This window comes from Streptomyces sp. NPDC005784, assembly GCF_042871525.1.
Taxonomy (GTDB): Bacteria; Actinomycetota; Actinomycetes; order Streptomycetales; family Streptomycetaceae; genus Streptomyces.
Genome location: NZ_JBIAIQ010000025.1, coordinates 94,657 through 115,489, shown reverse-complemented (window position 1 = coordinate 115,489; position 20,833 = coordinate 94,657). Strand labels below are relative to the sequence as shown.

Below are 20,833 nucleotides of genomic sequence, written 5' to 3'. Positions count from 1 at the left end.
CCCCGGAAGATCCTTTGCCTAGCGGTGTGGCCTCTGGCCCTAGCGTGGGTCTCTGCGGGGGGCTTGATCGACGTATGCCTCCGTTTTGACGTGCACTCAAATCGCTGAAGCCGAAAGGGACTTGGGCGAATTCGAGGGCCGAGGAGGGGGCACGCAGCATGGCGCGGATTTCGGGATGGAGACGCGGTCGGGCGGCTTGGGCTGCCCGGAGGGTTCGTCGCACGGCGGTGGTGATGGCCGGCGCCTTGGTGGTGAGCCTGCTGCCCGCCGGTGTGGCCGCGGCGGCCACACCGGTGAAACGGAACATGTCGGCTCATGCCGCTCCGCACAACAAACGGGTCCCCGTGACTCGCCCATGGCCCAAGCGGGGCTTATCTCCCAAAAAGTTCAAACACTTCGATCCCCGTGGGCAGACGAAACTGCCCGCACCGGGCAGTGCCGTGGTGACCCTGCCCAACGCGACCGCCTTCGCGAGCCTGATCGCCAAGACGACTCAGGTACGGGCCGGAGACACCCCCGTCCTGCTCGGTGCTGTCGCAGGCTCGCACCCCCAGCCAGTCACCGGATCGCAGCGAGTGCGGGTGACGATGCTGGACCAGAAAGCCGCGCGAGCCGCCGGTGTCCACGGTGTCCTCTTCACGCTGCATCGCACCAGCCCCGGTAGCGGAAAGATCCCGCTGCAGGTGGACGACTCCTCGTTCCGCTACGCCTTCGGTGGCGATTTCGCCTCTCGCCTGCACCTCGTCCAGCTGCCCGCCTGCGCGCTGACCACGCCGAAGCTGGCCAAGTGCCAGACACAGACTGCCGTACGCGCGGCCCCGGGCGCGCCGCTGTCTGCCCAAGTCTCGCTGCCAGGCTTGCCCACGACCTCGGGCACGGCTGTTTTTTCGCGCTCGGCAATGAAGGCATCCAGCGCGATGGTTGTCATGGCCGCGACCGCAGGGGCTTCCGGCTCATCCGGTGACTACTCGGCGACCGCTCTGTCGCCGGGTGGCTCCTGGTCGACCTCCGGGAACACGGGCGCGTTCACCTACAGTTACCCGATCACGGTGCCGTCGGCGATCGGTGGGGCAGCGCCTCAAGTGGGCCTGTCGTACAGCTCCGCAGGTCAGGACGCGCGCACCGAGGGGACGAACAATCAGTCGTCGTGGTTGGGTGACGGTTGGAGTTCGACTGAGAACTACGTCGAGCGCACCTACAAGTCGTGCAGCGACGACTCTTCGTCCGGCGCTCCGAAAGGCGACGGCGATCAGTGCTGGGCGGGACAGCTCCTGACCCTGTCGCTGAACGGTACGTCCACCGACATCGTCTATGACGACGCCACCAAGAGCTTCCGTCCCGCCGACGACAACTCCACTATCAAGATCGAGGACCTGTCGGGCGGTACGAACGGCACCAAGAACGGGGAGTACTTCAAGGTCACCGAAGGAGGCGTGCAGTACTTCTTCGGCCTCAACCGCCTGCCCGGCTGGACCAGCGGCAAGGGCGAGACCAAATCCGTCTGGACTGAGCCGGTCTACCACGCGCACGCCGGTGTATCCGACTGCCCGGACAGCACGGACTTCGCCGCCACCTCCTGCACGCTCGGGTACCGGTTCAACCTGGACTACGCGGTGGACCTGCACGGCAATGCCACCGCCTGGTACTACGCGCCGGAGATCGGCTACTACGGCGCGGACCTGAAGGACACCGCGGTGCCCTACACCCGCAGCGGCACCCTGTCCCGCATCGACTACGGCATGACCTCCACGAGCATCTACGCGAGTACGGCGCCGGAGCAGATCCTCTTCGACACCATGGGAGAGCGGTGCATCCCCGGCACTCCGTCGGGCAACACCTGTGCGGACAGCCAGTTCACGACCGCCAACGCCGCGTACTGGCCGGATGTGCCGATCGACTTGAACTGCACCTCCGGGGCGAGCTGTACGAACCACGGTCCGAGCTTCTGGTCGCGCAAGCGCCTGACGTCGATCACCACGCAGATCCAGACGGGCGGCGCGACCCAGCAGGTCGACAAGTACACCTTCACCCAGTCCTTCCCCGACGGCGGCGACCACGCCCCCACCCTGTGGCTGGACTCCATCAAGCGCACCGGCCTTGACACCCTGGGCGGCGCCACGGGCAGCACCTCCACACCGGCAGTGAGCTTCGACCCGCCCCTGCAACTCCCCAACCGAGTGGGCACCATCCCGCAGATGCCGCTGATGTACCACGACCGCATCCAGACGGTCACCAGCGAGACCGGCGCCCAGACCACCGTCACCTACGACCGGCCCAACTGCTCCAGCGCCCCGGCCAGCGACCCCACAGACCCGACGGACGCAGCCGCCCAGACCTTCGCGTCGACCAACACCCTGTCGTGCTTCCCGGTGTACTGGACCCCGTACGGGCAGCCAGCACCGATGATGGACTGGTTCTACAAGTACAAGGTCACCTCGATCGTCACCGATGACCCGCACAACTCCTACCAGGACGGCACCGAGCCGAAGCTCGAAACGGACTACACCTACAAGGGCAACCCCGGCTGGCACCATGACGACAACGAGGTCGTCAAGGCCAAAAATCGGACCTGGGGGCAGTTCCGTGGCTACCCGGAGGTGGACGTCACCACCGGTGATCCCAGTGTTTTCCACCTGACCGACGGCGCCAAGGTCTATGACCAGAAGACGCTGAGCAAGACGTACTACTTCCTGGGCATGAACGGCGACACACTGCCGGGCAGCAAAACCCGCTCGGTGCCCGCGCTCACCAGCCAGGACGGTGCCAACTCCGTCGCCGATGACAACGCACTGGCCGGACAGGTCTTCGAGACCGACACCTACACCAGTCCCACCGGAAGCCTGGACAAGGCCACCGTCACGGTGCCCACGATCATCGGGCCCACGGCCTCCCGATCCCGCAACGGTCTCCCGGACCTGACGACGCAGATGGTCCGCACCGCCAAGAGCCTCAGTCGGCAGAAGGTCTCCTACGGTTGGCGCAAGACCGAGACCGACACCTTCTACAACACCACCCTGGGCAAGTCGACGACCGGGATGCCCGAGCAGATCGACGACCGCGGCGAGACCGCTGGCAGCGACAACGCGGCCAAGTGTGCCTACACCCGCTACCTCACCGGTGCGTTGGACACCGTGGTTGTGCCGGCCGAGATCATTGCCACTGACCAGGACTGTTCCGCGGCCGGAGCGACGCCCGGCGGCACCCTGATCTCCGACGTCCGTACCTCTTACGACAAGAACGCCTTCGCCTACGACGGCGACGGCCAGCAGAGCCCGGCGCTCCCCAAGACCGGAGACGTCACCCTCGTCCAGAAGGCGTCCGCCGCCACCGGCGCCACGGCGACCGCGTTCGTCGACGAGGCGGCAACCACCTATGACGGCTACGGCCGCAGCACGCTGATCACCCGTACGCCCCACTCCACCGCCCCCAACGGCACCAGCCTGTCCCAGAGCACCGCTACCGGCTATACCCCCGCGACGGGAGAACTCCCGACCAGCGTCGTCACCGCCACCCAGGTCACCCCCGGAGCCGCCTGCACCACCAGTACGGCCAGCTCCAAGGACTGCCACGTCACGACCAGCACCATGGACCCGGCCCGAGCTCTTCCCACAGCCAACACCAGCCCGGCCGGCCTGCTCACCTCACTCACCTACGACGCGCTCGGCCGTCGCACGGCCGTATGGCTGCCAAACGAGATCAAGGCCAACAGCGCACCGGCGAACACCACCTACACCTACAACCTGTCCCAGACAGGCCCCTCGGTCGTCGCCACCAACACCCTGCTGGACAACAGCAGCTACGCGACCAGCGAAACGCTGTACGACGCCATGCTGCGCCCCCTGCAGACGCAGGCGACCGCGGAGAACACGAGCACCACGGTCAGCGACATCGAGTACGACTCGCACGGCTGGACCGTTGACACCAACAACGCCTACAGCGTCGCGGGCAACCCCGTCAGCACTCTCGTCCCCGTCTCCCAGGTGACCATCCCCGACACCACCGTCACCGACCACGACGGACTCGGCCGCGCCGACCTGGTCACCGAAGAGCACAACGGCTCAAAGACCTGGACCACGACCACCGCCTATACAGGCGACAAGACTACCGTCCTGCCTCCCAAGGGCGGTGTCGCCACCACAACAGTCGTCAACGCACGCGGCCAGACCACCGAGCTCGACCAGTACACGGCGGCTCCCACCGTCTCCGGTACCGCGGCCACCGGCTTCATTACCACCGGCGGCACCACCTCACCCACGACATACGCCTACACGGCGTCGGGCCAGCAGCACCAGGTCACCGGCGCCGACCACACGGTGTGGACATCCGACTACGACCTGCTCGGACGCAAGAAGACCCAGAACGACCCGGACGCGGGCAAGAGCAGCTACGGCTACGACGACGCCGGCAACCTCGTGTCCACCACCGACGACGCGAAGCAAATCGAACTCGACTACACCTACGACCTCCTGGGCCGCAAACTCACCGGTAGCGACAAGTCGAATTCCAACTTCCAGTTCGCCTCCTGGACGTACGACACGCTGCGCGTCGGCCTGCCGACCTCCTCCACCCGCTATGTCCAGGGTGTGACGGGCGGATACACGGTCGCCGCTACCGGCTACACCGTCCTTGGCAAGCCGACCGGTACCAAGATCACCCTGCCGGCGTCCGAGACGCCGCTGCCGTCGACCTACACGACGACGTACACCTACACCGTCAGGGACCAGCTGCCGGCGACGCAGAGTGACCCGCGCGCCCAAGGGCTGAACAGCGAGACCATCGCCTACGAGCACGACGCACTGGGCAACCCGGCGGAAACCAGCAGTAGCGCCAACATCTACGTCGCCTCGACCGTCTACACGGACTACGGGGCGCCGTCCCAGATCACCCAGGGCGCCTCGACCAACCCGGCCACGACCACCTACCACTACGACGACCAGACACTCCGGCCGACCGAACGCCTCATCAGCCGGACCCAGGCACCCGGCCCGACGGTCGATGACACCAAGTACGCCTACGACGCCTCCGGCAATCCGACCTCCGTCACCGACCAGCAGTCGGAGACCGGCAACACCGTCACCGACCAGCAGTGCTACAACTACGACGCCCTGGACCGGCTCACCGACGCATGGACCGGTAAAGACAACTGCGCCGCCAACCCGCCCACGGCCGGCACGCTCACCACAACGCCCGGCTCCTACTGGCAGTCCTTCAGCTACGACGCCATCGGCAACCGCCACCAGAGCGTCGACCACGCGGTCGGCAGTTCCGGTACCACCGTCACTACCACCTACGCCAACGGTTGCACCGCCAACTGCAACTCCACCGGAGCCCAGCCCCACACCCTGACCGCCACCACAGGCGGCACCAACCCCACGACCTTCGGCTACGACGAAAACGGCAACCTGCACACCCGCGCCCCCACCACCGGCCCCGGCCAGACCCTGACCTGGGACGACGAGGGCCATCTCGCGCAGGTGGACACCAGCGGATCCAGCCCCACGACCATCAAGTACCTGTACGACGCCGACGGCAACCAGCTCATCCGCCGCGACCCCAGCCAGACCACCCTTTTTGCCGGCGACACCCAGATCGTCGTCAACACCAGCGTCACCCCCAACGTCCTCCTCGGCGCCGTCCGCACCTACTCCCACGGCGGCTCCGGGACCCCCGTGGCCGTCCGCTCCAGCCTCACGGGCGGTGGAGCGAAGTACCTGTTCAACGACGCACACGGTACGGCGACCCTGGCGATGGATACCACCACCCAGCAGATCGCCCGCCAGGAGTACACCCCCTACGGCCAACCACGCAACAGCGCCAACACCACCACCTGGCCCGACCCCACCCACTCCTACCTCGGCAAACCCCAGGACACCACCACCGGCTACACCGACGTTGGTGCACGCAAGTACGACCCCACCCTGGGCCGCTTCATCAGCGTCGACCCACTCTTCGATCCGACCAGCCCGCAGGAACTTGGCGGTTACACCTACGCCGCCGACAACCCCATCACCAATAGCGACCCTTCTGGACTCGGAGTGTGCATGCCCGAAGTCGGCTGCGGTGGTGTCAAATCCGTCCAGGAAGCGGCAGGGAAGGTAAAGAACCGCAATCCAGCGAAGTATGACGGCATCGATGACATTACTGGTAAGCCGATCAATGGAACGAATGGCTATACCTACTACGACAGTGACGAGTCTGACACGCCCCTTTATGTGTCGAACAGTGTAACGAAGCCCGTGGGGATGCTAAAAGGCTGGGACGCCCCGGAAAAGCCTTCTCTCTTTAAAGCGCTGGCCGGTGGAGACTGGCGCGAGGTTATCAGTCAATTTCTAGCTCCTCCGTGTGACCCTGACGTTCTCTGTGATGTCGTTCCCATTGCCGAAGGTCCGTGGTTGGGTGAAGGTGCTGCTCCCGAAGTTGAAGGTGAACCTGCACCAGATGTGGCAAATGATAATTTCAAATCGGGTGGTTTGCATCACGGTAGCGGACCCATGCCAGGTGTTATTGAAGTCGGTAATCGCGCTAAGTCGGTTGGAGCTCTTAAGAATGGCTTCTTCCCGTCGATACCACGTGACTTCGTTTTCGACCCCACCACGGGTAGGTTTGCGACCGGTAGTAGTCAGGGGGTTCTGGGTCATGATGGGCTCAGAGCGGCGATCGGTGGAGATCCTGCGAACATCGTCGGGGGGCGGATTTCCCGAAGTTCGAACGGTGAGTTCATTACCGATGAGTGGTCCGGGCACTATGGTCACCAATGGACGCCTGGGATTAGAACGCAATTCGCCAATTTCATGCATGAAAATGGATTGGATGCCATTCATACATCATGGGGTGAATAGTAGATGGCCAGGCGTATAGTCGAGGGGAGCGTGCGGCGTATGGACGCATGCCGCGTATTGAGGCTGACCGGAACGAGGGAGGTAGGTATGGCCCGTGAGGCGTTGCAAGCAGAGCTTGCAGAGGTCGGCGAGGGTTTTTGGCGCACTTCAAGATGTGATGGCAGAAGCATCGACTGGCTGCCGCTAGTCTCCATCAGTGAATCTGGCCTTTGGTTGGGTGTCGATCGGCAAGCTGAATGGATCCTTGGGAGATTGCAGGGGAAAGTTGTTTCTTCTGCGCACGGCCTGTCTTTGCCTCAACCGTGGCTGACTCTCCTGGATATGAGTGAGTCTGACTTTCAAGACAAACTCGGCAGTGCAGCCACGGAATATGGGTTGACTGCGGAAGATCTGTGCGCATTGCTGCCCATCGATGATGTCCTGTCCATGGGGCTAAGGAGCCAAAGCGGTCATTGGGCAGAATGCGCGACGCGTTGGTTGGTCGGGAGGGTACTTCGCGAAGACCATGTGGAGCTTCTGCGCGAGGTTTCTAACTCGCGTTGGGCGAACCAATGGACTCGTCAGTCTGCTAGCCGGTTGGTTTCCGCGGCCCAGAGGTGATTTCGGCTTGATGGAACGGAGTCCTACTATCAGGTGCTCCTTAAAGAATCTTGTGCTGGCCGACCTGCCCTGTTGGCCGAGAGAGGGTCTTGAGCGGGCTGCTGCCACTGGGCTCTTAAGACGACCGAGGCCTGGTGCATACGAGGACGTGGGCGTGGCCTGCTTGATTGGCCGGGCCACCCCCTGCAGGGTCGGGATGCGGCGCCACGAGTGCGCTGCCTGACTCTGCCGGCCGGCCCGTCCGCAGGCGGTAGACGGTCCTGATCTTCAGGAGCGACTGATCCGATGGTCCTCGACCTGCTCGTGATCGGTACGGCCATCACCTTGGGGCCTTTGCACAACAGCGCCTTCATCCTGCTGCTCTCCTCGCGGCGCGGCGTTCGCCAGGGCCTGGCGTTCCTGCTGTCGTGGCTGGCCAACCTGATTGTGGTGATCGCCTGTGTGGTGTTGCTGACGGGCGGTCAGCCCCCGGCCCGTCACAGCCTGCCCTCGACCGCGACGATCGCCGCGAAACTCGCCATCGGCCTCGCGCTGGTGCTGTACGGCGCGCACCGGCACCGCCGACCGCCCCACCCGCACGGGCCGCCACGCTGGACCGCCCGGATCGACAACGCCTCCCCCGACCACGGCAGCCGGCCTGGCATGGCTGCTGCAGCCCTGGGCCATGGTCACGGGTGTCCTTTTCTCGGCTGGGTGGACGCTCAGCGGGAGGGTGCCGCCGGTCCCCGCGGGGGACGGGGCCGGCGGCCAGGACCCGTGCGCGGCGTCTGGATTCACGGGGGTGCCGCGCACGGGGGCTTATGCGGCAGTGGGGTCGGGGCGTGCCCAGGCGGTTTCGGCGGCAAGGCGTTCGGACCACTGGATGTGGTCCTCGCCGAGGGCGGCGTCGGCGAGGCGTATGCGCTGGACTTCGCCGGTTCCGGCTGGTGGGTAGGTGTGCTGGATGTCGCGCCACAGGCGCTGGAGGATGTAGTCGTGGTCGAGGGCGTGGGCGCCGTGCAGTTCCATGGCGTCCTGGGCGGACTGCGCGGCCCACTGGTGGCCGAGGTACTTGGCGTTGATCAGGTCGGCGTCGCAGGGCAGGCCCAGGTCGAGGAGGTGCACGGACTGGTAGGCGAGTATTCGGCCTGCGCGCAGGCGGGCCTCCATGTCGCCGATGCGGTCCCGCAGTACGGGTAGATCGGACAGGGTGCCCTGGTAGCGGGAGCGGGTCTTGAGACGAGCAGTTGTGGTGGCCACGACTGCTTCGTGAATGCCGAGGCTGACTGCGGCTAGGTTGGGCCGGCCGTACGGGATGCTGCTGCTCTGGGCTACGCTCAGCCCTTGTCCGATCTCTCCGACCATGTTGTCCTCGGGAACGCGGACGCGGTCGAGGTCGAGGCGGCCGGCGGAGAATCCGTGCAGCCCGAGCCCGGCCCGGTGCTTGACGACCGTGAGTCCTTTGCGGCCGGACTCGACCAGGAACGCGGTCAGCGCCTTGGATGCGCTCGTGCCCGCTTCGGCGGTCCGGGCGATGACGAGGTGGGCCCCTGCGAGGTGGCTGTTTCCTATGTGGGCCTTGCTGCCGGTGATCACCCACTCCTGGCCGGTACGTTCGGCGGTGGTTTCGATGCCGCCGATGTGCCCGCCGGCATCCGGCTCGGTGGAGGCGATCGTCAGCAGCAGTGACCCGTCCGCGACCTGCGGGAGCCAGCAAGCCTTCTGCTCGCGGGTCGCGAAGTGCACCAGAGCGCCCACGGGGATCAAAGTGGCCTGCAGAATGGCCGCTGCGGCAGCCGACACACGGGCGATGCGGTGGACCAGGACGGTCCTGGCGACGTGCCCGGCCCCCATCCCGCCGAATACGGTGGGAACGGCCACCGTGAACCACCCGCGCCGTGCCATGAGTTCGGCGATCCTGCGTTCCACCCGCCGGGGCGCGGATTCCATGCGTGCGACGCGGGGCTCGACGTGCTCGGCCGCGAAGGCGTCGGCCTCCTGCCACAACAGCTCGTGGAAAGCGGTGAGGTAGGGGCGCAGCGCTGGAGGTGGCGCGGTGGGTGTGGCGGGCATGGTTGTCTCTCTCCCTGGGTGAAGGTCGCGTGGTGGAGCGGCCAGGGATCGCCTGCGGCTCCCGGGTGGGGGGTGGCGGAACGGATCTGACGGATCTAGCGGACGGGGGCCCGGTCGATGAGGTCCATCACCTGGGCGCCGGTGCTGATGGTGATGTCTCTGATCCGTCGGGCCTGGCTCAGGGGCCGCCGCTCGGGGTCGATGACGCACACCGTGCCCAGCACGGTGCCGCTGGCGTGGATGAGCGGAGCGCCGAAGTAGGAGCGGATTCCCACCGCGTCGACCACGTGGTTGCTGCTGAAGCGCGGGCTGGCGTGCACGTCGTGCAGCGGGAGGGCCTTCTTGCGGGCCACGACCTCCGGGCACCAGCCGTGGTCGCCGCTCATGGTGCGGCCGACGATGACGTACCCGCTGTCCGAGGGCGGCTGGTGCAGTCCGACGAAGGTCTGCTCCTCCAGGAAGAGATTGACGAACCCGTACCGGAATCCGGCACGCTCGGCCATGTCGCGGGCCAGCTCGTCGAAGTCCTCGCTGGCAGCGGTGGACACGCCCAGGCGCTTGATCAGCTCGTACCGCCGCGCCAGTTCTGTCGCCTGCTGAACCTGCGGGCCGCTGGCGTCGGGGCCGCCGCCTGCCGGGACGGACAGCCCTTGGGCGGTGTCCCGCATGCCGCGCCGCGGCAGTGCTGGCGTGGGCGGGGCGGTCTGCGGTACGAGGTAGGGGTTGGTGGGCTGGTATGTCATCAGGCGTCCTGGAGGGTGGAAGTGGGTGTGGGGAGGTCGGGGCCTGCTGCTGCGTTTCTCACGGCGTGGCCGACGAGGGTCAGGAGGACGCCGGCGACGTGGTTCGGGTCGCGGGCATCGCAGGTGAGCACCGGTACGAAGGCCGGTAGTTCGAGAGCGGTGCGGACCTGTTCGGGGTGGTAGCGGTGTGCTCCGCCGAACTGGTTGACGGCGACGACGAAGGGCAGGCCGATGTCTTCGAAGAAGCTGACGGGGGGGGTGAAGCTGCTTTCCAGGCGGCGGGTGTCGACCAGGACGACCGCGCCGACGGCTCCGCGGGCAAGGTCGTACCAGAGGTCGACGAACCGGTCCTGGCCTGGCGTGCCGAACAGGAACAGTTCCAGGGGCACGGGCGCGTCGGGCAGGCTGAGGCGGCCGAAGTCGAAGGCGACCGTGGTGGTCCGCTTGGCCTCGACGCCTTCCAGGCTGTCCACGTCCGCGCTTGCCTCGGTCAGGTACTCCTCCGTGCTCAGCGGCGTGATCTCGCTGACGGCGCCCACGGCGGTGGTCTTGCCCGTTCCGAAGCCTCCGGCGATCACGATCTTCAGCACGGTAGGTGCACCGGCCTGCGGGCCCGGCGGAGTCCGCAGCACCAGGGCTGGGTCATCCGGCCTGGGGGTAGGCGATGGCATTGGGCCACTTCCTTTTCAGGCCCGCTGAGAGGGCCGCCAGCAGTTGTGTGGAGGGACCTGCATCCGCGTCGGATGCGGCATAGGGGGAGGTGACGGGGACGACCAGGGCGTCGGCGTCCAGGAGGTCCGAGACGAGGATCTTGACGGCAGTGACGGGGCGGCCGAGTCGGCCCGCCAGCTCGGTCACCGAACGTCGGCGCTCGCGGCACAGGGTGAGGATGTCTGCGCATTCCTCGGCCTGGCCCGGGCCGGGGCGCCCCGGCCCGGCGTCCAGCACGGTTTCCAGGCCGAGCAGGTGCCGCGGCTTGGTGCGCCCGCGCGTCAGGGTGTAGGTCCGCACGAACGTTGAGTCCCCGGCCGCGCGACCGTGTGCGGTCACCGGACCTCAGCACCCGTGCCGACGCGGACGGGGATCTGCATGTGGGGGGGCGAACTTCTGTACCAGCCGACCCGTCTCGAACCCGACAGTGCCTGCGTCGGCTTCCCTGGTGGCGATGACGGCGAGGACCGTGTCCACCGCACCGCGTTCGTTGCCGGGGTGGTGTTCGAAGGCCGCGCTACGGCCGGCGCTCTGGACGAAAAACAGGCAGTCGTCTCGCTCGATGATGACCTGCCTGGCCGGCCTCTTCTTGTGGGTGGGGCCGGTGATGTTCGCCGCGAGCGAGGCTACTCCGCTGATTGCGGCCGACAGCTCGTCCGCCCAGTCCTTTTCGACCTCGCTGTCCAGCAGCCGCAGCCCGTCCCGCGACAGCAGGACGGCGTGCGTGACGCCCGGAACCTCGGAGGCGAAGCTCCGTAACAGCCAGGCCATGTCCTCCCGTGAACCGGTCGCTGTCGTCTCGGACGCGGGCACGACGCCGGTCACGTTGTTCATCTCAGGGTGGGTGCTCATAGGAATCGCTCCAGAAGGGGGAAGGACTGGCGGATACATCCGGGCCACCGGGGAGGGGGCGAGGGTCAGTTCCTGGGCTGCTCGGCCGAGGCGGGGTGAGAACCGGTGGTCCTGCCGGCCTCGATGCCGTTACGGAAGGCGGCTGCGAGCCCTGGCGTCGCCGCGGTCGCAGGGGGCTGCTCCCCTTCACGTGGTGGACGGAACGAGGCGGCCTGACGCGTACGCCGGGGAAGGTCGGGCGCGGTCACAGAGTGATCTGCTTCTCCGACTCGCCGCTCCTGCGCGGCGATCGGGCGTGCGGCCCGGCCTGCCGGTGGGGCGGCCGTCGCCGCAGCCTGCCGCCGCGGCGGGGACGCGGAGGGGCGCATATCCCGGTGGCGGGCGCCCGCGTCACCGACGGGATCAATCGCTACGAGGAGCCGTGCCGGAATGACGACCAGGGCAGTGGTGCCGCCCGTGACATTCTCCTGCAGGACAACGGACAGCCCGTGTGTCTGAGCGATCTTCGCGGCGACCAGCAAGCCGAGCTGTCCCGCTCGTACCTGACCGCTGACGTCGACCGCGTCGGGCGCCGCGAGCAGCCGGTTCATCTGCTCGCGGGTCTGTGGATGCATCCGGATGGCCCGGTCCTCGACCTCGACCGCCAGCCCGTTCGGCACCCGCTGCGCGCGCACGGTCACCCTCGTTGCTGGATCGGAGCACTCACAGGCGTTCTCGATCAGCTCGGCCAACAGATGCGTCAGGTCCGGACCCACGTGTCCCGGAAAGCCCAGCTCCGCTCCTACTGAACCGGGCGCGACCGCCACACGCGGGTACTGCACCACCTCGGAGACCGCACCGCGTAGCGCGGTCGTGACCGGAACGGGCAGACGCACACTGCGCAGGGACTGCCCGCCCAAGACCGCCGTGCTCTCCACCTGACGACGCATCCGCGTCACGAGGTGATCGATCTCGAAGATATTCGACAGCAGCTCCGGGTCGTCGGTCAGCATCTCCAGCCGACTCAGTGCCTCCAGCGCCTTCCCGACCAAGGTGTGCTCCCGCATGGCCAGACGGCGCAGCACTTCCAGAAGGACGACGGACTGGGACTCGTCGTGCACGCGTATCAACGATGCGACGGCCTGAACCTGGAGTGCCCTCAACGCCTTGTCGATCTCCGCGGTCGCACTGGCCGGCAGCGGCATCTGCAGGTCCGGCAGCGGCGGGCGCGCCCCACGGCACAGCTCGTCCGCCGACCACTGCACCGACTTCTCGACGGCCGCCGCAACTCCCGCGACCCTTGTCAGCTCCGCTACCCGGGCTTCCTCCCCGGCTGTCTGCACGGCCGCTGCGACCGTTCGTGCTCCCCGGGCCGCCCCCAGTACGACTGCGGCCAGCCCGCAGACAACGGTGGTCAGCAGCCAGCTGGGAGCTACCGCGGACATCGACCAGATGGTGAAGGCGGTACCCAGCAGCGTTACAAGTAGCAGAAGCGGCAGCGCCACGGCACGGCGGACACAGTGCAGCGTGAATGCGTCGATCCTTGGAAGCCGCCGTCTGCGATGGCCAGTGGCGGCCGACCGTGTCGGGAACGCGCTGTCAGGCATGGGAATCCTTGTCAGTGGGAGGGGCTGCTAAGCGTGCTGCGACGTCAGGTCTTTGCAGGTCTGGCGCGGCCTGCGTGATGCCGAACGGGGTCGTACTCCTCGGCCAGGAGCCCAAGCAGGTCGTCCATCCCGGTGCGGTCGCCGATTGGCGGGTACCGGCGGTTACCACGGAGCACCAGCCACGCCACGCGGCCGAGGATCTGGACGATCAGAACGGCTGCAGTGACGGTCATGTCCGTGGCACGGAGGCGGCAAAGACCAGACAGGCGAGCGCAAAAGATGAAGATCGCGCCTCGTAGGATGCTGATCGGGGGCGTCCACCCACGTCGTCCTGGCAGCTGAATTTCGCGGCCGCTGCTGCAGGTCTCCACTGCCGCAGCGAGTTCTTGGGTCGCCTCGGCCAGTCGGACCAGGTACACCCTGCTGGGCATGTAGCCGTCGGGAACCCCCGCCGAGGCGAGCTGCTGCGCCTGACGCAGCGCCAGCTCCTCATTCGGCACCCTGACGCCGAGCTGCTGGATGTGACCGCGCAGACGTCTCACGAGGTCTTTCACATCAGCCGCGGTCTCCGCCAGCGGCGAGTCCTCATCCAGCACAAGTGCCACCGTCTCTGCCGTAGCTGTCACTTGATCACGCCGCCGGGCCGACTCCTCAGTGCCGCCAGACTTCCTGATGGGCGCTGCGCGCTGGCCGTCCTTTTGCCGTGAAGCCAGCGATAGGCGCATGACACAACTCCTGTTCAGATCGAGCCAAGTTGAGTGGGAACGGCCGTACCGGGACGACGACTGTCGTGCAAAGTGAGTGATCCGGCCGCTACGTTGAGCGAACCGTGAATCCCTGCCGAGGGGTATGCCTGCGCGGCCCCCGGGGCCGTCAAAGGCGTCAAAGATCATTTCGGAACCGAGGGGCAGCCCATGGCCCGTGCGCGAAACGTCGCCCTTGCCGCATTCCTGCGCGAAGCGGGCTGGTCCCAGCCGCAAGCAGCCGCAGCAGTCGCCCGGGTAGCCGCAGAGAACGGGGTGCGTGAGCTGGAGGCCATCTCTCGCTCGCACATCGCCATGTGGGTGCAGGGCACGCAGCCGAGCGGTCAGGCGCCCCATATCCTTCGCGAGACGCTGTCCCGCAGACTCGGCCGCCGCCTCACCTTGGCCGACCTTGGGCTGGACGGTGAAGCCACAGGCCAAACCGACAGTGGTTCCGACTGGAGCGTCGACCCTCTGACCGTGCTGGCCGAGTTGGGAAGCGACGACCTCGATATGCACCGACGCAAGATGTTGGCGACCACCGCGTACTCGGCCGCCGGCCTCGTCTTGCCCGCCGCCTCGTGGTGGGCAGTTGCTCCGGCCGCGGCGGCGAAGCGCCCAGCAGTCTCCCCTAGGCTGGTGACGCAGACCGATATCGATGATGTCCGTGACCTGACGACCTTCTACTCCGCACGCGACCAGCAGCGCGGTGGGGCCTCCGGCCGCTCGGCGCTTGCTGGCCACCTTCGCGACGAAGCGGTGCCACTGCTCGGCAGCAGGTTCCGCACGGAGCAGCTCCGCCGCGACACATGCTCGGCCGTGGCGGAGATGACCTACCTCGCAGGCTGGATGGCCTTCGACGCCTCCGAGCACCGAACCGCCCAGCGCTACCTCACCCTTGCCGCCCGCATCGCAGCCGAAGCGGGCGACGGGCCGCTCGGTGGCCACATCCTGCGCGCCCTCGCCCACCAAGCTGTGGACCTCGGACATCCTCGCCGAGCGCTTGCCCTGGCCGACGCATCCATGTCCCGCGACCGCTACGGCCAGGCCAGCCATCGCGAGAAGGCTCTGCTCGCAATCGTTCACGCCCGAGCCCTTGCGGCAGACGGCGACCGCACCGGCACACTCACGGCCATCAGCCGCGCAGAGCGGGATCTCTCCCGCGCCGACAACAACGGCGCCCCAAGCCGCGTGGGCTTCTTCCAGGAAGCCTCCCTGGCCCACGAGACCGCCTGCGCCCTGCGCGACATGGGTCAGCCGCTGGACGCGGAGATCCACTTCCGGCGCAGCGTCGCCACCCGCCGCCGCCAGCAATACGCCCGCACCCACAGCGTGACCCTTGGCTACCTCGGCGCCGTCCAGGTCCAGCAGGGACGCCTCGATGAGGCGTGCGCCACCTGGAACCAAGCCCTCGACGCGATGGCTGGCGTCCAGTCCGGCCGCGCCCGCGACGTCATCGTCCGCATGCAGAGCGACCTCTCGCCCGTCCGGCAACGCGGCGGTCGTCACGTTGCCGAACTGGACCGTCGCGCGCGAGGCATGCTGCGCGCCATAGGCTGACCACAGAAAAGATCCGCGGCGCCGACCGGAGGTCGCCGTACACGCTACGTACAGGGAGAGGAACGAGCGCTGATGCCGACCTACGAGGTCAAGTCGATCGCAACGGTCGTCGGCGGCCACACCCTCGTGCAGGATGACTACCAAGGCGGGGTCGAATCGATCATCAGGCTCGACGACGCGTACCCCCTCGAAACGCTGCAAGGAATCGAGGAGTTCTCCCACCTGACCGTGACCTGGCGCTTCCATCTGGCCCGACCCGAAGATGTCCAGCTCCACGCACGCAGTCCAAGGGGAAACCAGAACTGGCCGGCGACCGGTACGTTTGTCCACCGCAACCATCGGCGCCCCAACCAACTGGCGTTCAGTTACCCGCGGTTGCTCAAGGTCGAAGGCAGGGACCTCATGGTCACCGATCTCGACGCCGTCGACGGGACGCCCGTGATCGACCTGGCACCGTACTTCGAACAGATGGGGCCTCAGGGCCCGATCCGTCAGCCCGCATGGCCTGGCGAGATGCTTGAACCGAACTACTGGGCGAAGGCAAGTGAACGGCCCTCGGAGCGTCCCTTGTAGTGGAAGTGACTGAGCTGCCCGACTCGTCAACCGCATGGCCGGAAACCAGTTAGAAGTCTGGCTCAACCCGCAGCCCTCGCGTACCGGAACTCACACCACGTCTCCTTGCCGCTGCTCTCCCACGCGTCTGAGATCGCATCGACAAGCCGGATCCCGCGACCGGATTCACCGTCGAGTCCGGCTTCCTTGAGTACAGCTGGGGCCGGATTGTGATCGGTGACCGAGACGCGCACCACGTCGAGGGCCACCGTGATCCGGAGCACGACTTCTCCCTCACCGTGAACCACGGCATTGGTGACCAGCTCCGAGACGGCCAGTACGACGGCTCCCGCCACCGGCTCCGAAACACGGCACCGCCGCAGGAACGCCCCAACTGTCTGCCGCATCTCCCCAACTCTCGCGAGATCAGGGGGAAAGGCCGCCTGACAGCCATGGGATGCCGTCGGTACGCCTGGCCTCGCCGATGTGCTGTGCCGGTCTTCGTGAACCGACCTCGCGCATGACACGCCTGCCACGTCGGCAAAGCTACGGATGCCCCCGCTGGGCGGGGTCTCCTCTTGGAGCCTGGTCATGGGGGCTATCGCATCGCGTGGCGACACTGTCGACCAGGGGAATCCAGAGGGGGGAAAATCTGTCAAGGGGGAAAGCTGGAGGGGGAATTAAGGCCATGATGGGATTCCGCCCACCGACAGAGGTCACACTCATGCCAGATCCGTTCGCCGACCTGCTCCTGCGGCTTCGGCAGGATGCGGGCCGGACGCAGGAGGAGCAGGCAGAGGCGATCAACGCTGTCTCCGGCCGGGACACCATGACCCGCCGAGAGATCAGCCGCTATGAGAACTTCGAGAACATCCCTACCAATCACACAATCGGCCACATCGCGGCGGCCTGCGGTGTCCCCTTCGAGGAACTACAGCGGGAGGCCAAGGCTGCCCGCGCTCGGAAGAGAAAGGGGCATACCAATGCGGGGGAGAACCAGGACGCCGTGAAGCGTCGCACGCTGCTGGGTGGCGCCGCTGCTGGCGTGAGCGCGGCTGCCGAGCCCTGGGGGCGCCTAGCCATTGCCCTCAGCAAGGGGTCCAAGATTGATTCGCCCTCCGCCGGCGCGCTCATCGACTGGGCTGCTGAACTGCACGTCCAGGAACTCAGCCTCAGCGCCCGGCGGCTACAAAGCACGGTCGAGTCACATCTTGACGCGATCACCGCGGCTCTGCCCCGTGCTGGCGAACACGAGCGGGCTCTCACTATCGCCGCCGGAGAAACTGCCGCCCTGGCCGGTTGGGTGGCCTGGGATCTGGGTGAGCACGACAAAGCTGACGCCTACTACAAGGTCACGTCGCAGTGCGCGACGACCGCCGGGCACCCTCCGCTCCGAGCCCTGGCCCTGACCTACAGCAGCTACGGCGCCTCGACGCCGAAGGCGAAGTTGGACTTCCTTTTCCAAGCGGCTAGCGATGTGCGAGGCCACGGCAACGCTACTGCTGCCGCCTGGGTCCTTGGCAGGTACGCGGAGGAGGCTGCGGCGGCCGGCGACGAGATGGGGGCGCTCCGGGCGTTGGAGCGAGCGCGCTTCGCCTACGACTTCGCGGATCACACCAGCGAGCAGGCGTGGGTCCGGTTCGTGACCCCGTACCGCATGGACTCGCTGGCCCTCTCTGTATACGGGCAGTTGGGGCGTCCCGAACTCACCGCTACAGCAGACACCGCAGTCGATCGCCTCGGAGACGAACTCCCGGACGGAGGCGTTGTGGTCCTCGGTGATCTCGCTTCGGCCCTGCTGCGTGGAGGTGACGTCGACCAAGGGGTCTACGTGTCACGCCAGTTCGCCGCAGCGGCTCAGGCCAAGCCCAACACGATGGGCAAGGAGCGCGCCGCGACTATCGCAGCGTCCCTCCCCGACAGCGAGCAGGAACTTGGCCTTCACCTGCGGCAGTTCGCTTCCTGACCCCCCCCGCGCGGCACACGGGCAAGCTCAGGATGCGAACGCCGTCGTATGACCTGTCGGCCGTCAGTCGCGTGCCGTCTCCTCGACAACCCAGGACAGGTACGCCTCCGACCCACCACTCACGGGCAGCGTGATCCACTGGGGAACGTCGTACGGGTGCTGCTCGTGCAGCCACGCCTCCAGTGCCGGGAGACGGTCCGTCGTAGTCATGTACGAGATCCGCCACTCCTGCGCCGTCTCGACCTTCCCCTTCCACCGATAGAAGGCGGTGATCGGCGCATCAACGTGAACGCCCGCTGCCAGCTTGCTCTCGACCGCGCCCCGGGCCAGCGCCTTCGCCTGATCCTCGTCGTCGCTGGTCGTCTGCGCAATCACAATATCGTTGGCCATACAACTACCTCTCCAGCTCGTATACCGCGACTCTACCCAGCCGTCAAGGGCACACGTCACGCTGCTGAAACAGCTCCGCCCCTTGCCCGTGCCGGGCTTTCCGCTCGACAGACCCGAACAGTCATACGGGTCGCCGAGTGATCGAGGCGGCGACGTCCCTGTCTGAGGGTGATCGCGGGTGGTTGCGGCAACGACATGCGGAACTCCGCGAGTGGCGGGAGCACAGGCCCGCGGGCACGCCCGAATGCGTCGTGCACGGCGCGTGGGTCGGCAACGTCGACCGCACGGCGGCCCGGCCGCTGCTGATGGACTTCAAGCTGGTCTCTGCCGGGCCCTCGGAGTGGGATCTCGTCTCTACGGCGGTCAAGATGACGACGACCGGCGCGGTCACCGAGGCCGAGTACGCCGAGTTTTGTGAGACGTACGGACTCTGTTGCTCAATTCGTCTGGGCTCGGGGACCGCTGATGCGCGAGGGTGACTTGCCCGGTTCTTGACGTTCTGGTGGTGACGCTGCGGGCACGGGAGGTGCTGACGAACCAGATGCTCAGGAATATGGAGTTGGGGGCGGCGGCCCGGCTGACCGAGGAGCTTGGAGACCCGTTGCCGCGTTGCAGGCCGTTAGCCTGTCGGTATGTCAGAGCGTGTCATGCCCGGTCGCACGGATGGCCTGATCACCCTGGGTGCCGCGGACGCTCTGTGGGTCGACTTGACGGCCGACAGTGCTGTGCCGACGGCTTCTGGGGCATTCACCTGCTCTCCTGCCCATGCTCGGGCGGGCTACGTCCTGCTCGGCGGCCATGTGGTGGCGACGGTGAGGGCGAGCGGCGGTCAGTGGAGTGTTCCGGAGGCTGAGGTGCGCCGGGCGGCCGCGGAACTGAACGCGGTGGGAATGGACCGGCAGGACCTGGTCCGCATCGGTCCGTTTCGTGGGGCGCCGAGGCAGGAGTACAACGAGGAAACGCCGCTGCGTTGGCGCCGGCGCATCACGCGGGAACTGCAGGAGCCGGGCGGCCCCGCGCGGGCAGCACGACGTGAAGTCGGCCGGCCGTACCATCTGGCGGGGATCGACTGGCGACAGATACTCGTGGAGCAGACCCGCGACGGGACGCAGCGGACGTGGTGGCTGCCGCGTGCTGTGGTCAGGCTGCTGGATGCGGCCGAGCACACCGAAACGCAGTGGGTGAAAGCCGCGCGGACCCGCCAGACAGGCGCAGCCGTCACCGAGCCGCCCTCCTACCCCCGGCAGGCCCGAGACGCCGGCGGTCGGCAGACGACGAGCCCCGAGGGCCCCACCGCCTCCCTGCGCCCGTACAACGCAGAGCTGGAAGGCCAGCTGTACTCGGTGCTCAGCAGGAAGCCCGGTACCTCCCGCAGGGTGGCTGGGTGGGCGTGCGCTGTCTGCCGCACTGCGCCCGCCACAGTCCTCGACCACTGCCACGAACACGGCTACGTCCGCGCCCCCCTCTGCCAGTCCTGCAACACACTGGAACGCCCCGACCACCTGTACAGCAACGACATCCGCGTAGCGAACCGCTACACACGCCTCTTCAACACCGCCACCGGCGACTGGCTCCGCCACTGGCACCGCTGCCCCGGCTGCCGCGCACGCACCACCCTGCCCCTGCCGCACCTCGCCGCATGGACCGCCCACACAGCCTGCCGATCACTGCGCCCGACCCACCCCGCTCCCCGCGGGCGCAAGCCCTGCGGTGTCCTGCGCGTGTCCTGGACGGGCAGTCACCAGGCGCCCCGTTCCTGCCTGCTCACGGTCGCCGTCGACTTCTGCCCCTCCGGCGAGCACCGTGTCCTGGCGCGAGTCCCCTACCGCGAAGCCGCCGAGCGGTTTCGCACCTGGCTGGCCGAGACGGCCCCTGCCGTGGCCGCCGCGGCCGGTCCTGACCGCCTGGACGGCCTCCCTGCCCAGTTCCGGCCAGTCATCGTGGACACCAGCGGCGAGGGCCCAGCACTGTTCTGAGCGAGCACCGGGAGACCTGACGCCCCCACGTCACCTCGCAGCTGCCGGCCCCCGACAGGGTCACCCCGCACGCCCCAGCGAAATGCGCAGCAGAGTCCGTACGGAACGGACGTCACCGAGTGGGAGGGATACGAGCTTCTCGCTGGGGCTCGCGAGTTACGAGCAATGCTCAATACCTAATAGCAGTGCACGGTGACGGGTGACCCCTACTCAATACCCGGAGCCGGACTCCTCTCCACAGGCAGAGGGCCCCGTCACCGTGC

The 20,833-nt window shown here is 67.1% G+C and carries 15 protein-coding genes and 2 pseudogenes; 8 read left to right on the top strand and 9 right to left on the bottom strand.

What is annotated here, in order from left to right:
• Positions 1 to 233: 233 nt before the first annotated feature.
• From ACFYR3_RS31280 to ACFYR3_RS31270, 3 genes and pseudogenes are all read left to right on the top strand, one after another.
• Positions 234 to 6,839 (top strand): polymorphic toxin type 43 domain-containing protein, encoded by a 6,606-nt coding sequence (locus ACFYR3_RS31280; protein ID WP_389285302.1) that lies wholly within the window; start codon positions 234 to 236, stop codon positions 6,837 to 6,839.
• Between the two features lie 87 nt (positions 6,840 to 6,926).
• A complete protein-coding gene (locus tag ACFYR3_RS31275) occupies positions 6,927 to 7,439 on the top strand; it encodes a hypothetical protein (RefSeq protein ID WP_389285301.1) in 513 nt (170 codons plus the stop codon).
• Between the two features lie 285 nt (positions 7,440 to 7,724).
• Positions 7,725 to 8,021, top strand: a pseudogene (locus tag ACFYR3_RS31270) (GAP family protein); the annotation flags it as partial.
• A gap of 216 nt (positions 8,022 to 8,237) precedes the next feature.
• On the opposite strand, the gene ACFYR3_RS31265 reads toward ACFYR3_RS31270, so the two are convergent.
• The 7 genes and pseudogenes from ACFYR3_RS31265 to ACFYR3_RS31235 form a co-directional block, all read right to left on the bottom strand.
• Positions 8,238 to 9,491, bottom strand: coding sequence for an acyl-CoA dehydrogenase family protein (locus ACFYR3_RS31265; protein ID WP_389285300.1), 1,254 nt, complete (start codon positions 9,489 to 9,491; stop codon positions 8,238 to 8,240).
• Positions 9,492 to 9,586: 95 nt separating this feature from the next.
• Positions 9,587 to 10,234, bottom strand: a complete 648-nt coding sequence (locus tag ACFYR3_RS31260) for a GAF domain-containing protein (protein ID WP_389285299.1) — start codon at positions 10,232 to 10,234, stop codon at positions 9,587 to 9,589.
• Positions 10,234 to 10,824, bottom strand: coding sequence for an ATP/GTP-binding protein (locus tag ACFYR3_RS31255; RefSeq protein ID WP_389285298.1), 591 nt, complete (start codon positions 10,822 to 10,824; stop codon positions 10,234 to 10,236). The genes ACFYR3_RS31260 and ACFYR3_RS31255 overlap by 1 nt, the downstream gene beginning before the upstream one ends.
• Positions 10,825 to 10,876: 52 nt before the next feature.
• A complete protein-coding gene (locus tag ACFYR3_RS31250; protein WP_389285297.1) occupies positions 10,877 to 11,284 on the bottom strand; it encodes a DUF742 domain-containing protein in 408 nt (135 codons plus the stop codon).
• Positions 11,281 to 11,797, bottom strand: a pseudogene (locus tag ACFYR3_RS31245) (roadblock/LC7 domain-containing protein). The gene ACFYR3_RS31250 and the pseudogene ACFYR3_RS31245 overlap by 4 nt, the downstream one beginning before the upstream one ends.
• 65 nt (positions 11,798 to 11,862) lie before the next feature.
• Complete coding sequence (locus ACFYR3_RS31240; protein WP_389285296.1) at positions 11,863 to 13,383, bottom strand: ATP-binding protein; 1,521 nt, start codon at positions 13,381 to 13,383, stop codon at positions 11,863 to 11,865.
• Positions 13,384 to 13,427: 44 nt separating this feature from the next.
• Complete coding sequence (locus ACFYR3_RS31235) at positions 13,428 to 13,988, bottom strand: DUF6415 family natural product biosynthesis protein (protein ID WP_389285295.1); 561 nt, start codon at positions 13,986 to 13,988, stop codon at positions 13,428 to 13,430.
• A gap of 309 nt (positions 13,989 to 14,297) precedes the next feature.
• Between ACFYR3_RS31235 and ACFYR3_RS31230 the strand changes: the two genes are divergently transcribed.
• The gene (locus ACFYR3_RS31230) at positions 14,298 to 15,686 is read left to right on the top strand and encodes a Tat pathway signal protein (protein WP_389285294.1); all 1,389 of its coding nucleotides are present in this window, start codon (positions 14,298 to 14,300) and stop codon (positions 15,684 to 15,686) included.
• 72 nt (positions 15,687 to 15,758) lie between these two features.
• Positions 15,759 to 16,259 carry an SAM-dependent methyltransferase gene (locus tag ACFYR3_RS31225; RefSeq protein ID WP_389285293.1) on the top strand — a complete coding sequence of 167 codons (501 nt, stop codon included), beginning with the start codon at positions 15,759 to 15,761 and terminating at the stop codon, positions 16,257 to 16,259.
• 62 nt (positions 16,260 to 16,321) lie between these two features.
• Here ACFYR3_RS31225 and ACFYR3_RS31220 read toward each other — a convergent pair whose 3' ends face one another.
• Positions 16,322 to 16,831: an ATP-binding protein gene (locus ACFYR3_RS31220; protein WP_389285292.1), complete on the bottom strand. Its 510-nt coding sequence runs from the start codon at positions 16,829 to 16,831 to the stop codon at positions 16,322 to 16,324.
• A 131-nt stretch (positions 16,832 to 16,962) separates the two neighbouring features.
• Here ACFYR3_RS31220 and ACFYR3_RS31215 point away from each other — a divergent pair, with 131 nt between their 5' ends.
• Positions 16,963 to 18,204 (top strand): helix-turn-helix transcriptional regulator, encoded by a 1,242-nt coding sequence (locus ACFYR3_RS31215; protein ID WP_389285291.1) that lies wholly within the window; start codon positions 16,963 to 16,965, stop codon positions 18,202 to 18,204.
• Between the two features lie 63 nt (positions 18,205 to 18,267).
• Here ACFYR3_RS31215 and cutA read toward each other — a convergent pair whose 3' ends face one another.
• Positions 18,268 to 18,594, bottom strand: a complete 327-nt coding sequence (gene cutA / locus ACFYR3_RS31210; RefSeq protein WP_389285290.1) for a divalent-cation tolerance protein CutA — start codon at positions 18,592 to 18,594, stop codon at positions 18,268 to 18,270.
• Positions 18,595 to 18,776: 182 nt separating this feature from the next.
• On the opposite strand from cutA, the gene ACFYR3_RS31205 reads away from it, so the two are divergent.
• Entirely contained in the window at positions 18,777 to 19,073 is a 297-nt protein-coding gene (locus ACFYR3_RS31205) for a hypothetical protein (RefSeq protein ID WP_389285289.1), read from the top strand.
• A gap of 153 nt (positions 19,074 to 19,226) precedes the next feature.
• Positions 19,227 to 20,570 (top strand): endonuclease domain-containing protein, encoded by a 1,344-nt coding sequence (locus ACFYR3_RS31200; RefSeq protein WP_389285288.1) that lies wholly within the window; start codon positions 19,227 to 19,229, stop codon positions 20,568 to 20,570.
• The last annotated feature ends 263 nt before the right edge of the window (positions 20,571 to 20,833 follow it).